This window comes from Longimicrobiales bacterium, assembly GCA_028823235.1.
In the GTDB taxonomy this organism is placed as follows: domain Bacteria; phylum Gemmatimonadota; class Gemmatimonadetes; order Longimicrobiales; family Gaopeijiaceae; genus UBA2589.
On sequence record JAPKBW010000019.1, the window covers coordinates 1 to 13,904 of the forward strand.

The following is a 13,904-nucleotide window of genomic DNA, read 5'->3' on the forward strand; positions in this document are numbered from 1 at the left end:
ACCCCGATTGGGTTCGACCCCTGACCGGATTCGAACCCGTTGATCGTCGTATGTGCCAAGGGTACCTTTCTCGGCCTCCGAACACCCGGAAAACACCGAAGATACAAGGCTTTTCATGGCTACCGCCGATCTGATGGACAAGCTCGTTTCCCTCGCCAAAAGGCGCGGATACGTATTTCAGTCTTCGGAGATTTACGGCGGAACCGGATCAGTGTGGGATTATGGTCCTCTCGGAGTTGAGCTCAAGCGCAACATCAAGGACCGGTGGTGGTCCTCCATGGTGCATCGCCGGGCCGATATCGAAGGGCTCGATGCAGCCATCCTGATGCATCCGAAAGTCTGGGAGGCATCGGGGCACGTCGAGAGCTTCACTGACCCCCTCGTCGAATGTACGAACTGTCACCGACGCTTCCGCGCGGACCTGCCCGAGGTAGAGAAAGGCCAGTGTCCATCGTGTGGGACCAGGGACGTGTTCACCGAGCCTCGCCTGTTCAACTTGATGTTCAAGACCTTCATGGGACCGGTCGAGGATTCGTCCGCCACGGTCTACATCAGGCCCGAAACGGCTCAAGGAATTTTTGTAAACTTCCTGAACGTGCAGGGGGCGGCTCGGCAGAGGGTCCCGTTCGGGATCGCGCAGATCGGAAAAGCCTTCCGGAACGAAATCACGCCTGGCAACTTCATCTTCCGTACGCGTGAGTTCGAGCAGGCGGAGATGCAGTTCTTTGTGAAGCCTGGTGACGACGAAGAGTGGTTCGATCGCTGGATGGAGACGCGCATGCAGTGGCATCTCGACCTCGGTATCAGGGAAGAGAAGCTTCGCTTCCATGAGCACGGACCGGACGAACTCGCCCATTACTGCAAGAAGGCCTACGACGTGGAGTATGAGTTCCCGTTCGGCTGGAAGGAATTCGAGGGCATCCACAACCGCACGGACTACGACCTCTCGCGTCACCAAGAGTTCTCGGGCAAGCGCCTCGAGTATATCGATGCGCCGACGAATGAGCGATTCATTCCCTTCGTGGTCGAGACCTCGATGGGTGTGGATCGTACGACCCTCGTCGTACTCGCTGACGCATACCGCGAGGAGGAGATCGAGGGAGACACGCGAGTCATGCTAGCGCTCAACCCGTCGATCGCTCCGATCAAGGCCGCCGTCTTCCCACTCGTGAAGAAGGATGGAATGCCGGAGATCGCCCACAAGCTGAACGACGACCTGCGGGCGGCAGCGATCCCTTCGTTCTACGATCAGGCGGGTGCGATCGGACGGCGCTACCGCAGGCAGGACGAAATCGGGACGCCTTGGTGTGTGACCGTCGATGGCGAGTCCGCCGAAGAAGGGACGGTCACGATTCGTGATCGTGACTCACTCAAGCAGGTGAGGATATCGACCGAGAAGGTGGTGTCCTGGATTCGAGAGCGGCTACTCTGATGGGTGATATCGTCGTCTATGCTGCGGGTGAAATTCATTCTAAATGGCGCGAGGAACTCCGTAGTCATCTGGAGTCGCTCGCGGTCGAGGTGGAGATCGTGGGGCCCCACGCGGTCCACGACCGTTCGGACACCGTTGGTGAGGACATTCTCGGTGAGCAACCGGGACCGATGTATCGCGACCTGATGGGCGCGCGTGTGAATGCACTGCGGACCCGAGTGCTGATGCAGCGCGCCGATCTTTGCGTGGCGTTCTTCGGTCCCAAGTACAAGCAGTGGAATACCGCGTCTGACGCTGGGGCTGCAGTGGCCAGTGGTTTGCCGCTGGTCTTGGTACGTGCGGATGAGCATGTGCACGCACTCAAGGAAATGGATGCGCTCGCGACGCTCACCGTAGAGACGCTGGAGCAGGCGGCACAGGCAATCGCGTACATCTTCGAGTAGGCCTATAATCTCAGCCGGCACCGTCACGTGTTCGTGACGGGTCTTTCTCACCGTGTGTCGGAGTGCATTCGTGTCGTCGAAATCCGAAGTCTTTACCTCTCGCTGGGGCATGCTCCTGGCCATGCTCGGAATGGCTGTCGGGACGGGAAATATCTGGCGCTTCCCCCGCATAGCGGCGAGCAATGGAGGGGGGTCCTTTCTTGTCGCGTGGGTGGTGTTCCTCATCGCCTGGTCCATTCCTCTTCTCATTCTCGAGTTCGGGATGGGCAAAGCGACACGGCAAGGTGCGGTCGGGTCGTTCGTGAAGACCCTGGGGCCGGGTTTCGCGTGGATGGGCGCGTGGGTCGCGTTTGTCGCCACCGCGATCATGTTCTACTACAGCGTCGTCATGGGATGGACGCTCCGCTTCTTCGTCGGGACGCTCACAGGCGAGGTTCCGGGTGCGACGCCAAGCGCTTTCTGGGACAGCTTTCACTCCACGCCCGGTGCGATTTTGACGCATGCGATCGCCATGGCCATGGCCCTCTTCGTGGTCTCGAAGGGAGTCAGAGGCATCGAGACGGCGGCTAAGGTGCTCATTCCCAGCTTGATCGCGCTCGTGCTGGTTCTGGCGATTCGTGCGGTCACATTGCCGGGAGCTACAGAAGGCCTCGCGTTCTTATTCACACCCAAGCTGTCTGACCTCACGAACTACTCGATCTGGATTGAGGCGCTCACGCAGAACGCCTGGGACACGGGGGCCGGGTGGGGTCTGGTCCTGACGTACGCCATCTACATGCGCGCAAACGAAGACACGGCCCTCAACGCCTTTGTCATCGGATTTGGCAACAACGCGATGTCCCTCCTCGCGGGCATCATGGTTCTCTGCACGGTATTTTCCGTGATGCCGGCCGCGGAAGCGACAACGATGCTGGCCACGTCAGGCAACGAAGGACTCACCTTCATATGGGTGCCACAGCTCTTCGCGCAGATCCCCGGAGGGCGCTTCTTTCAAGCGCTCTTTTTCCTAGCGCTCGTGTTTGCCGCGTGGACGAGCCTGGTGGCCATGATCGAGATGGCGTCCCGCCTGCTCATGGATCTGGGTGTCGAGCGAGGAAAGGCCATCAAGATGGTCGGGGCCGCCGGACTGCTCTTCGGTATTCCGAGTGCGCTTCGGCTTGAGTTCTTCCAGAACCAGGACTGGGTCTGGGGTGTAGCACTAATGGTCAGTGGCTTTTTCTTCGCCTTCGCGGTGCTGCGTTATGGCGTCACCAAGTGGCGGGAGACCTTCATCAACCAGGAAGGCTCCGACATTCATATCGGCGCCTGGTGGGACTGGGCGATCCGACTTGTCGCATTCGAGGCGGTATTCCTTGCGGGTTGGTTCCTGTGGGCGGCTCGCGGCGAGGACTTCCAGTCCACGTGGACGCTGTTCAGCCCATACAACGTGGGTTCGGTCGTCATTCAGTTCGCGATCGTCGCCGGGGTGTTCCTGATGTTGAACAAGAAACTCGCCGCTGCGGTCGAACGAGGACATTCCCTGCGCTCCGGTGACTGACGCTGGCGGTCTTGGCGCATCCCATGCTACCCCGGAGGCGCCGACAGGACATGACGTTCGACGCATTTATGTTGTTTGCGCAGGACGCTTTCGAAGAAATCCCTGCGCTCTACCGGGAGGGCGTGGACGGATTGTCCGTACGAAGGGACGCACCGTCTCATCCGGATCTCGAAGGTGTATGGACGCTCGGCGAGTGTCTGACTGAAGAGCACCCTTCGGACTTCGGCAGTGCCGAGACGACGCGCTCCGTTCTGGCTCTCTACTGGGGGGCGTTCCGCGAGGTCGCGACGGAGGACCCGGATTTCGATTGGGAGGGCGAGATCTGGGAGACGCTGACCCACGAACTTCGTCACCACCTTGAGTCACTTGCTCGGGAAGACGACCTCGAGGGCGTCGACTACGCGATGGACGAGACGTCCAAGCGGTTTGACGGCCAGGACTTTGATCCGTGGTACTACCAGTACGGGGAAGAGGTCGAGGCAGGGACGTACCGGGTCGAGAACGCCTGGTATCTAGAGAAAGAGTGGACAGCCGGAGAGCGAGCGGCGCTCACGACCATGACGTTCGACTGGGACGACGGACACTACGCCTTCACCAGTCCGCCTCAATGGACTGACGTTCACTTTGTCCTGATTCACGGCATCGACATCGGTGACCGGACTCTCGAGATCGTGCTCGTGATGAAGCGCTCGTGGCGGCAGTCGCTAAGGCGATTGTTCGTTCGGGTTGGACGAGAAGCGACCGAGAGTGAGGCCCATGCGGAACCGCTCGACGGAGAGGGGTAGGTTTCGGCATGTCACTTCATGATGCGTATGCGCGGGTCACCCCGTTCGAGTTCGCCTTCCGGGACCAGTCTAGGGCGGATCAACTCGTCGCGGATGTCGAGGAGGAAGCAAGGGGCCGCGGTGCCGACGTGGCTGCCCCTCACGCATTCGTGACGATGGGGGCGGTGGCGGGGTTTGTCGCTGAAATCGAGGGCCCCGACGCTCCTGTCGGCGCAACCCATCAGTATGGCGCGCTGGCCTTTCAGGGGTATCACTTCACCAAGGCGTCCTTTCCTCTCTACCTCCTGACGACCCACGCGGTCAGATATCTCGTAGAGGGCTCGCCGGGGGGCGTGGCCTCGGCCCCGACTCCCGCCGGCTATCTGCAGCTTCCGCAGCACCTGTTCTGGACGGACAGTGGCCAGGGTCCGGAGTCTGTGGACGGCGTTTTCTGGACCACCACCGAGGACGGCGCGCTCCACGCGCTTCTCGCTTCGGGGGTTCGCTCGGATGGCTCGGGGCTCGGTGTCGTTCCCCTGCCTGAGGCCCCGATGGCGGATGCGAGCGACTGGTTGGGGCTCGACGCTCGCGGTGATGGCCGTGACTTCGCGAGTGATCTGCCCGGAGCCGACATCGACGGCCTTTATTCCGTTGCCTCCTCCGGAGAAGTTCTCAAACTTCTCTCTCGGTTCTGGGCGTACATGGAGGCGGTCCCAGGCGCGGCCGAGCGGAGTGCCCCGACGACGGAGGTCGCCGCAGGTGATGATGGGAGCCAGAATGCCGACCCAGAGCCATCTGCTCTACCCTATACGAGAGTCACTTTGTCCGGCTGAGGCCTGACCGCGAATGCCCCGAGAATCGAAGAAAGCGCGAATCGAGAGAGCGGCCGAGGTCTATGGCCTTCTCGAGTCCGAGTATCCGAATGCCCACTGTGAGTTGACGTTCGGGAACCCGTTTCAACTGGCAGTTGCGACGATTCTGTCGGCTCAGACGACAGATGTCAGGGTCAACATGGTCACCCCACCGCTTTTCGCGCGGTACCCGACGGCCGAGGCTCTCGCCAACGCTCAGCAGGAGGACGTTGAGGGGATTGTCCGAACGACCGGTTTTTTCAGGAACAAGGCGAAGAACATCATCGGGTTCGCGCGCGGGCTCATGGGGGAGCACGGGGGAGTCGTCCCCCAGACCATCGCCGAACTGTCAGCACTGCCGGGCGTCGGACGGAAGACTGCGAATGTCGTGCTGGGCAACGCGTTCAGCATCAACGAAGGTGTGGTCGTTGATACGCATATCAAGCGTCTGTCCACGCTCATGCGCCTTACGAAAGAAAAGACGCCCGAAAAGATCGAGCTGGATCTCATCAGGACGTTCCCGAGGGAGCAGTGGACCATGCTGGCCCATCTTCTCATCTGGCATGGCCGTCGCGTCTGTGATGCTAGGAAGCCACGTTGCGAGGCCTGTCTCGTGTCCCACCTGTGCCCATCGTCCCGCGTGTAAGCATGCCATTCCATGGGAGCACTCGTCCCATCTCACACTTTTCCTGGCCGCCATCGAGCGGCCGATGAGAACACTTTATGCCTGACCGAAATGACGCTGTCGTCCTCGTCGAGGAGTGGGTCGAGAATGACGGACTCAGGAAGCACATGTACTCGGTAGAGGCGGCGCTTCGGCACTATGCCCGCATGCGAGGCGAGGACGAAGATCTCTGGGGGATGGCAGGATTGCTGCACGATCTCGATTGGGAGAAGTACCCAGATCGACACCCACTGACCGCCGTTGAGCATCTGCGCGAAGCCGGGTACCCCGAAGAAATTCTTCAGGCGATCCTGGCGCATCGAGCCGACTATACCGGCGTCAATCCGACCACTGATCTGCAGAAGCACTTGGTCGCCTGTGACGAACTCTCAGGACTGGTGTTCGCGACCTGCCTAGTTCGTCCTTCGGGAATCGACGATCTCAAGCCGAAGTCGGTGACCAAGAAGCTCAAGGACAAGGGTTTCGCAGCTGGTGTGAGCCGAGACGAGGTCCAGAACGGGATCGAGCTGCTCGGATTAGATCGTGTGGAGCACATTCAAAATGTCATCGATGGCCTGAGAGTGGCGGCTGCCGAACTTGGGATCCGCGGAGAAGACGTCAGTGGCTAGCGGAACCGCGGTTTTCACGACTGGGTAGGTACCCCGCCCGCTTCTCTCGGCCGACACCCATGCCTCGCACTCTCGTCCTCCTCGCCTTCGGACTCCTAGCGACGCTCCCAATTGGGATGCGTGCGCAGGATGTCGAGATGCTGGGGGAGCGATATGGCACGCCCGTGCCCGATGGATATCGCCGAATGAGGGCTGCGGATCCGGGGGCATTCGAGTTCGAGCGTGCCTGGGTGGCTCGAGGCGTGGGCGAGGCGATGCTCGCGCCGTATATGGCTGCGGGTGCAGCCGCGATACGCGGGGCCCCACTCCCGCTCGGTCCTCGCGATGGTCCGGTGCAGGGAACGTTCGAGATCCCGGTCGTGCTGGGGCTCTTCAGCAACTCCGGATCTCAACCTCCGTTTTCCCGGGATACCATCCAGGAGGCGTATTTTGGCGCGGTTGGACAGACGATTACCGACTACTACGAAGAGGTCTCAGGTGGTCGGGTGACGCTTCGGGGTGACGTGCTCGACTGGGTTCAGACAGACCGGCCAGACACTGCGTACACGGTGGGTGAGAGCGGGCTGGTTGGCGACTCCCTGGGCGGTGGTGGTACCGGAAATTTTATCGTTGACCTGCTTGACCGGATCCCTCCGGTCGACTGGGGCCTCTACGACAGCGACGGCCCTGATGGGATTCCCAACTCCGGTGATGACGACGGATTCGTCGATTTGCTCGCACTCGTGCAGCCTACTCGTGGCGGTGAATGTGGCGGGAGCGGATCTGAGAATCGTATCTGGTCGCACCGCTGGTCCCTGTCCTCCGCGACGAGCGGGATGCCGCACACCACGGCGACACCCGCGGCCGGCGGAGGCTTGATCCGAATCAACGACTACACTGTCCAGCCGGCGGTCGCGTGCTCAGGTGGCGGTCTGTCCCAGATCGGTGTGTTCACGCATGAACTCGGTCACGCTTTCGGCCTTCCCGATCTCTACGACCCTGATCTGATCCACGCTGGCGCAGGAGCGTGGGATCTGATGTCCTCGGGTTCGTGGGGCTGCAACAATGTGTCGCCTCAGACGCCGTGCCACATGGGTGCGTGGAGCAAGGCTGCCCTGGGCTGGGTGGACGTCATCACCCTCGCGCCGGACACGGATCATGGAACGCTGGTCGTGGACCCGGTGCAGGGCAGTGGCACCGTGTACCGAGTTGACGCTGTCGATGGCTCTGGGGAGTACTTCCTCGTCGAAAATCGACAGCGTGAGGGCTACGATCTCGAGATCTTCTCAGAAGGTCTTCTCATCTGGCAGATCGATCCGGCTTTGATCGAGACGAAGTGGCCCGCGAATCGGGTGAATGCCGGCGAGCACATGGGAGTCTGGCTCCGTCAGGCCGACGGTCTTGGGGATCTCCAAGCGGGGTCCGGTCGAGGCGACGCCGGGGATCCGTTCCCAGGACAGTCCGGGAATCGAGCGTTCCATTCGATCACGACGCCGAGTGCGCTGTCCTGGCCGGGGGCTGAGACCGGCTTCACGCTGTTCGACATCGTTCCCGCTGGTGACCAGATCAGCCTTCACGTGGTGACGGGCTTTTCCGAGGTGACGGTTCGTGCCGATGGCGCTGCGAGCAGCGACGATCTGTTCACGGTGAACGGAGTCCCGGTTAGCCCCCCGGCGACGACCTTTCTCTCGTCTCCGTTCGTTGAGCACGCGATCGAGGCGGCATCGGGTGAGTTTACCGGCCCTGGGGTTCGAACGCCGTTCCTGTCATGGGCGGACGACGATGACGCGATGCGTGCACGCACCATCATCACATCGGTCACCGATGTGGAATACGTAGCGAACTATTCGGGTATCGAGTACGAGTTGGCGCTGACTCTGACCGGGGGCGTCGCTGGAGTCGAACCAGCCTTGTTCTCGAGCAAGCCGGTGGGAGAGGACCTCTGGTTTGGCCCAGGTGAGGCCGTAACCCTGGAGGCCGTCCCCGTCACTGGATTTGAATTTCTTTCCTGGTCAGGGGCTCTGGCAGGGCAGCCGAATCCGGCTGTGTTCACGATGGCAGGACCGCTGGCTGCCGGCGCAGACTTTGCTCTCACATATGCCGTTCCGGAGACCACACTCGAACTGCCTTCTGGGACGCACTTGGAGGTGCAACTCGAGGTAGCGAACGGGACCGCCCCTATTCGGTGGACGCTGGTTGATGGTACGCTCCCTGACGGGCTGGCGCTCTCAATAGTGGGGGAGATCACGGGCGCGGCTCTCGACCTTGGACCGGTCCCGCTCACTTTCGACGCCGTAGATGCGAACGGGCTACCGTCCACCGGGGTGATCACGCTCGATCTCGTGCCCCCGCTGATACCGATTGAACAGTTGGTGCAGCAATTTCTGCTCGTTGGAGAGGGGCTGAACAGCGCCCAGATCAGTTTGCTCAACCGGCAGGGCAACGGAATCGGCGCGTACGATCTTGGCGATTTCCGCGCCTGGGTTTTGGGTAATCCAGTGTTAGCGCTTAGTGCCAATTTTTCGGCGGTACACAGAGAGACCTTGGTGATCCCGATGGGCCCGAAGAACAGGAAGTGGTGATGAGACCGTTCAGATCGCGACTTCGGGTGGTGGCTATCGCGGGCCTCATTGTCTCGGCGGCGTCCTGCGATTCGGGACCGAAGGGCCCGGGCAGCCTGCTGGCTCGAGCGACCGGCGAAGAACTCGCTGGGGTTCTGATCCAGGTGGAGGGCCTAGGTATCCAGAGCTTTTCTGGACGTGGCACGACCCGGGTGTACGCAGCGGAGACCCCCGGGGCCGCGAACACGCACCGCGTACTTCTGATCGATCCCGTTGGAGGCGATCTCGGCTTTGAAATTTTCGTCGAGGACCGAGCGATGGAGGGGCCGATCATCACTGTACTCCAAGCCTCTCTCCTAAACGATCGTACGGCGTCCGCAGCCGTCGCCACAGTTGCCATCGAGCGCTGAAGCTCCGGTCTAATCGGGGCTGTCGGACCGCTTGCCGACCTATCCTCGTTCCACCATCTTGCGCGGGCCGTTTTTCACACCCTGCGGGGTGTGTGGTGCGGTCCGCCAGAAGTGCCTTAAAACTGATCATTTGGCCGCCCGTGAGGCGGAGGAACCGCCCATGACCGCATCGACTTGGATCACCATGATCGTGGTCATGACGTTCATTTGGGGTGGTTTCGCGACGGTGCTTCTCACCGCGATCCGGAAAGAATCCGGCAAGAGCGATGGGTAACATCCGCTACTCCGTGCGACCGCGGCATCTGCGAGGCCCGTGCCCCGACGCGACGACCTAGAGACCATACTCATTCTGGGGTCCGGCCCGATCATCATCGGCCAGGCCTGTGAGTTCGACTATTCCGGTACTCAGGCCGTTCGCGCCCTGAAAGAAGAAGGCTACCGGGTCGTCCTGGTCAATTCGAACCCTGCCACCATCATGACCGATCCGGATCTCGCGGATCGGACCTACATCGAGCCTATTACGGCCGAGTGGGTTGAGATGGTGATCGAGCGGGAGAAACCTGATGCGCTCCTTCCGACCATGGGCGGTCAGACCGCGCTGAATGTCGCGATGGATCTACACCATGCCGGGGTGCTCGGAAAGCACGGCGTGGAGCTGATCGGGGCCAATGCTCGCTCGATCGAGATGGCAGAGGACCGCGAGAAATTCACGGAGGCGATGCATCGTATCGGCCTGAAGGTGCCGACCGGGGGCTTCGCCAAGACGATCGAAGAGGCGTTCGAGGTCGTCGAGACGACGCACTATCCCGCGATCGTGCGCCCGTCGTTCACGATGGGCGGGACCGGCGGTGGCATCGCGTACAATCGCGAAGAATTCGAAATCCAGGTCCGCAAAGGCCTCGACGCATCTCCGATCACCGAAGTGCTCATCGACCGCTCCGTCATCGGGTGGAAGGAATACGAACTCGAGGTCGTTCGCGACGGCAACGACAACGTCATCATTGTGTGCTCGATTGAGAACTTCGACCCGATGGGCGTACATACCGGTGATTCGATCACCGTTGCACCCGCTCAGACGCTCACCGACGTCGAGTACCAACACATGCGTGATGCCTCGATCGCGATCATTCGCGAGATCGGTGTCGAGGCTGGTGGCTGTAACGTCCAGTTCGCGGTGAACCCGGACAATGGCGAGCTCCTCGTAGTGGAGATGAACCCGAGGGTCTCTCGGTCTTCTGCGCTCGCTTCGAAAGCGACGGGATTCCCGATCGCCCGGGTTGGGGCGAAGCTCGCCGTGGGATATCACTTGGACGAGTTGCCGAACGACATCACGGAGACCACACCGGCCTCGTTCGAGCCCACGCTGGACTATGTCGTCGTCAAGCTGCCCCGCTTTGCGTTTGAGAAATTTCCGGGAGTCGACGACACCCTCGGTGTCCAGATGAAGGCCGTCGGCGAGACCATGGCGATCGGCCGTACGTTCCGGAGTGCCTGGCAAAAGGGATTCCGTGGACTTGAGACCGGAAGGCATGGCTGGGTCACCGGTAAGACTTTGGAGGACGACGGACTCGCGAATGGTGAGGTCTCGACGTTGGTCTCTTCGCTACGACGCCCGACTGCTGAGAGGCCATATCAGTTGAAGCGAGCCTTTGAGGCTGGGCTCGGCGTTGAAGAGATTTTCGAGGCGACGAAAATCGATCGATGGTTTCTGGACCAGCTCCAGCAGATCCTGGAGTGGGAAGGGCGTTACTCCGGGGCAGACGAGGTCAGCACCGACTTCCTCCGGGCGATGAAGCGCGAGGGATTCAGTGACCTGCAGCTTGCCGAACTGCGCAACGAAGACGAAGTCGCGGTGCGCGAGCGGCGCTGGGACGTGGGTATTCGAGCCACGTTCAACGTCGTCGACACGTGTGCCGGAGAGTTCCCTGCGGAGACGACCTACTACTACTCGTCGTACGAAGACGAGACTGAGAGTGTGCGGTCGGAACGGGACAAGATCGTGATCCTCGGCAGCGGGCCGAACCGCATCGGGCAGGGCATCGAGTTCGACTACTGCTGTGTCCAGGCGGTCCTCGCGTTGAAGGAGGCAGGGTACGAAACCATCATGATCAACTCCAACCCTGAAACTGTTTCCACGGACTTCGACGTCAGCGACAAGCTCTACTTCGAACCGCTCACGCTCGAGGATGTCTTAGAGATCCTCCATCTCGAGCAGCCCAAGGGCGTCATCGTCCAGCTTGGCGGACAGACGCCGCTCAAACTGGCGGAGGGCCTTGAGGCCTTCGGTGCCCCCGTACTGGGCACTCCAGTCGACGCGATCGATCGCGCAGAGGATCGAGACCGCTTCGATGAAGTCTGTCGGATCATTGGGGCTCGTACACCAGACAACGGCATGGCAACGAGCGAAGAGGAAGCCATTGCCGTGGCTGAAAAGATTGGGTTCCCGGTTCTGGTCCGCCCAAGCTATGTCCTCGGCGGCCGTGCCATGCGGATCATCTACGACGAACCCTCGCTCAAGCAGTACTTCGAGGAGGCCGTAAAGGCGTCTCCGGACCACCCGGTGCTGATCGATCGATTCCTCGAAGACGCGTTCGAGGCAGATGTCGATGCGCTTTGCGACGGCACCGACGTAGTGATCGGCGGAATCATGCAGCATATCGAGGACGCAGGAGTTCACTCGGGCGACTCGGCCTGTGTTATCCCTCCGTACGCCTTGTCCGGCGATTCGCTCGAGGAGATCCGTGCTCTGACCCGCAAGTTCGCGCTCGAACTCGGAGTCATTGGACTCATGAACGTGCAGTATGCCATCCGAGACGGGGTGGTCTACGTGCTTGAGGTGAATCCGCGAGCCTCCAGAACGATACCGTTCGTCAGCAAGGCTACAGGCTACCCGCTGGCCCGTATCGCATCGCGAATCATGGCCGGAGAGCGACTTGCTGATCTCGACGTCCCAGAGGAGCCGCCGGTGCCCGGGGTCGCGGTGAAGGAAGCGGCCTTCCCGTTCAACCGGTTTGACGTCGATGTCCTTCTGGGTCCCGAGATGAGATCTACCGGTGAGGTCATGGGTTTTGATGACTCCTTCGGGATGGCATTCGCAAAGGCGCAGGTATCCGCGGGCAACGATCTTCCGGAGGCCGGCAAGGTTATCGTCACGGTGAACGAGCGTGATCGCGAGACGGTGACGCCCATGCTGCGGCGCCTGCGGGACCTCGGATTCGAGTTGATGGCGACCAAAGGCACACAGGCGTATTTGAGCCGCCTCGGCGTACCTGCCGAAATGGTTTACAAGGTCGGCGAGGGGCGTCCGAACATCGTCGACCACATCGTGACGGGTGATATCGCGCTGCTCATCAACACGCCGCTCGGCAAGAAGTCGCAGTACGACGATTACGCCATGCGACGGGCTGCGATCACCCACAGTGTCCCCTATCTAACCACGATGTCGGCGACGTCGGCGGCCTGTGATGCACTGATCGCTCTGAAGTCCCGACGCCGCGAGGTTCTGTCGATCCAGGAACGTATCGCCTCCCTCCAGACGCCTGTCGGCGCAGCCTAGGACTGCGCAGCACACAACCGCGCCGACGCTGAACCCAGGGCAGGACCAGCATGACTGATCGGACCGGCTTCTTTTTGCACCATGCCTCGCCGCTGCATGACACAGGCTGGGGGCATCCTGAGCATCAGGGCCGCCTGCGCGCACTGGCTTCGACCGTGGGAAGGGACTTGCTGACGCTCCACGGTCATGTAGAGCAGATGGCCCCTGCCGATGCGTCACTCGTCGATATCGGCCGTGTTCATTCCGAGTCTCAGATCGCCAACGTGCGGGCTGCGTGCGATCAGGCTTCGGCCTCGGGCAGCATCGCGGCAATCGATCCCGATACGAAAGTGTCTTCCGCGTCGTGGGAAGCTGCTCTCGGCAGTGCTGGGACTGCGATCGTTGCGGTCGCTGCCGTGGCGCGCGGCGAGCTGGCGAATGCGTTTGTTGCCACACGGCCGCCGGGGCACCATGCCACGCCAGATCAGGCGATGGGCTTCTGTCTGTTCAACAACGTGGCCGTGGCGGCCCGCTTCCTGCAGGCCGCAGGACTTGCCGAGCGGGTGCTCATCGTCGACTGGGATGTCCACCACGGAAACGGCACTCAGGACACGTTCTATTCCGATCCGACCGTGTTTTTTCTGTCGTTGCACCAGTGGCCGCACTATCCCGGATCCGGCGCGGTGCATGAGACGGGCGAGGGGCCAGGCGTGGGCACGACCCTGAATGTGCCTCTCCCTGCGGGCACGAGCGCAGATGTCTATCTCAAGCACTTCGAGGCGGCGATCCAGACCGCTCTCGAGCGCTTCCAGCCAGATTTTGTGCTGGTCTCCGCGGGATTTGATTGCATGGCAGGAGACCCGCTCGGGGAGTTCCTGCTGGAGCCGGAGCACCTCCACGGCATGACCCGTTTCATTATGGACAGGGCGGCCGCTACCTGTGGTGGGCGGGTGGTGGCGCTCCTGGAGGGTGGGTACGACCCGTCACGTCTTGGCCACGGCACGGTTGCCGTCATTCGTGCGCTGGCCAGCCTAGAAGGACCGGTCAGCGGTAGCGACGCTACGCGCGTTGCCCCGTAGGCGGGCGCAGGTACCTTTCT

Annotated in this window: 11 protein-coding genes; all 11 read left to right on the plus strand. The window is 61.4% G+C overall.

Going from position 1 to position 13,904, the window contains the following annotated elements; genetic code table 11:
- Positions 1-115 precede the first annotated feature (115 nt).
- The 11 genes from OSA81_10770 to OSA81_10820 all read left to right on the plus strand — a co-directional run bounded on the left by OSA81_10770 (position 116) and on the right by OSA81_10820 (position 13,884).
- Positions 116-1,432, plus strand: a complete 1,317-nt coding sequence (locus OSA81_10770) for a glycine--tRNA ligase (GenBank protein MDE0899491.1) — start codon at positions 116-118, stop codon at positions 1,430-1,432.
- On the plus strand, positions 1,432-1,875 hold the full coding sequence (locus tag OSA81_10775; GenBank protein MDE0899492.1) for a YtoQ family protein: 444 nt from the start codon (positions 1,432-1,434) through the stop codon (positions 1,873-1,875). The genes OSA81_10770 and OSA81_10775 overlap by 1 nt, the downstream gene beginning before the upstream one ends.
- A gap of 70 nt (positions 1,876-1,945) precedes the next feature.
- A complete protein-coding gene (locus tag OSA81_10780; GenBank protein ID MDE0899493.1) occupies positions 1,946-3,412 on the plus strand; it encodes a sodium-dependent transporter in 1,467 nt (488 codons plus the stop codon).
- Between the two features lie 50 nt (positions 3,413-3,462).
- Positions 3,463-4,197 carry a metallopeptidase family protein gene (locus OSA81_10785; protein MDE0899494.1) on the plus strand — a complete coding sequence of 245 codons (735 nt, stop codon included), beginning with the start codon at positions 3,463-3,465 and terminating at the stop codon, positions 4,195-4,197.
- Between the two features lie 8 nt (positions 4,198-4,205).
- Positions 4,206-5,009 carry a hypothetical protein gene (locus tag OSA81_10790; protein ID MDE0899495.1) on the plus strand — a complete coding sequence of 268 codons (804 nt, stop codon included), beginning with the start codon at positions 4,206-4,208 and terminating at the stop codon, positions 5,007-5,009.
- Positions 5,010-5,022: 13 nt separating this feature from the next.
- Complete coding sequence (gene nth, locus OSA81_10795) at positions 5,023-5,673, plus strand: endonuclease III (protein ID MDE0899496.1); 651 nt, start codon at positions 5,023-5,025, stop codon at positions 5,671-5,673.
- Between the two features lie 77 nt (positions 5,674-5,750).
- A complete protein-coding gene (locus tag OSA81_10800) occupies positions 5,751-6,320 on the plus strand; it encodes an HD domain-containing protein (protein MDE0899497.1) in 570 nt (189 codons plus the stop codon).
- A 59-nt stretch (positions 6,321-6,379) separates the two neighbouring features.
- A complete protein-coding gene (locus OSA81_10805) occupies positions 6,380-8,881 on the plus strand; it encodes a M6 family metalloprotease domain-containing protein (GenBank protein ID MDE0899498.1) in 2,502 nt (833 codons plus the stop codon).
- A complete protein-coding gene (locus OSA81_10810; protein MDE0899499.1) occupies positions 8,881-9,270 on the plus strand; it encodes a hypothetical protein in 390 nt (129 codons plus the stop codon). The genes OSA81_10805 and OSA81_10810 overlap by 1 nt, the downstream gene beginning before the upstream one ends.
- Positions 9,271-9,583: 313 nt before the next feature.
- Positions 9,584-12,826, plus strand: a complete 3,243-nt coding sequence (gene carB / locus OSA81_10815) for a carbamoyl-phosphate synthase large subunit (GenBank protein ID MDE0899500.1) — start codon at positions 9,584-9,586, stop codon at positions 12,824-12,826.
- Between the two features lie 50 nt (positions 12,827-12,876).
- Entirely contained in the window at positions 12,877-13,884 is a 1,008-nt protein-coding gene (locus OSA81_10820) for a histone deacetylase (protein MDE0899501.1), read from the plus strand.
- The last annotated feature ends 20 nt before the right edge of the window (positions 13,885-13,904 follow it).

What these genes read in the sequence shown, in the direction of transcription:
- OSA81_10770 (MDE0899491.1), top strand. Translation starts at nt 116, where the DNA reads ATGGCTACCGCCGATCTGATGGACAAGCTCGTTTCCCTCGCCAAAAGG.
- OSA81_10775 (MDE0899492.1), top strand. Translation starts at nt 1,432, where the DNA reads ATGGGTGATATCGTCGTCTATGCTGCGGGTGAAATTCATTCTAAATGG.
- OSA81_10785 (MDE0899494.1), top strand. Translation starts at nt 3,463, where the DNA reads ATGACGTTCGACGCATTTATGTTGTTTGCGCAGGACGCTTTCGAAGAA.
- OSA81_10790 (MDE0899495.1), top strand. Translation starts at nt 4,206, where the DNA reads ATGTCACTTCATGATGCGTATGCGCGGGTCACCCCGTTCGAGTTCGCC.
- nth (MDE0899496.1), top strand. Translation starts at nt 5,023, where the DNA reads ATGCCCCGAGAATCGAAGAAAGCGCGAATCGAGAGAGCGGCCGAGGTC.
- OSA81_10800 (MDE0899497.1), top strand. Translation starts at nt 5,751, where the DNA reads ATGCCTGACCGAAATGACGCTGTCGTCCTCGTCGAGGAGTGGGTCGAG.
- OSA81_10805 (MDE0899498.1), top strand. Translation starts at nt 6,380, where the DNA reads ATGCCTCGCACTCTCGTCCTCCTCGCCTTCGGACTCCTAGCGACGCTC.
- OSA81_10810 (MDE0899499.1), top strand. Translation starts at nt 8,881, where the DNA reads ATGAGACCGTTCAGATCGCGACTTCGGGTGGTGGCTATCGCGGGCCTC.
- OSA81_10820 (MDE0899501.1), top strand. Translation starts at nt 12,877, where the DNA reads ATGACTGATCGGACCGGCTTCTTTTTGCACCATGCCTCGCCGCTGCAT.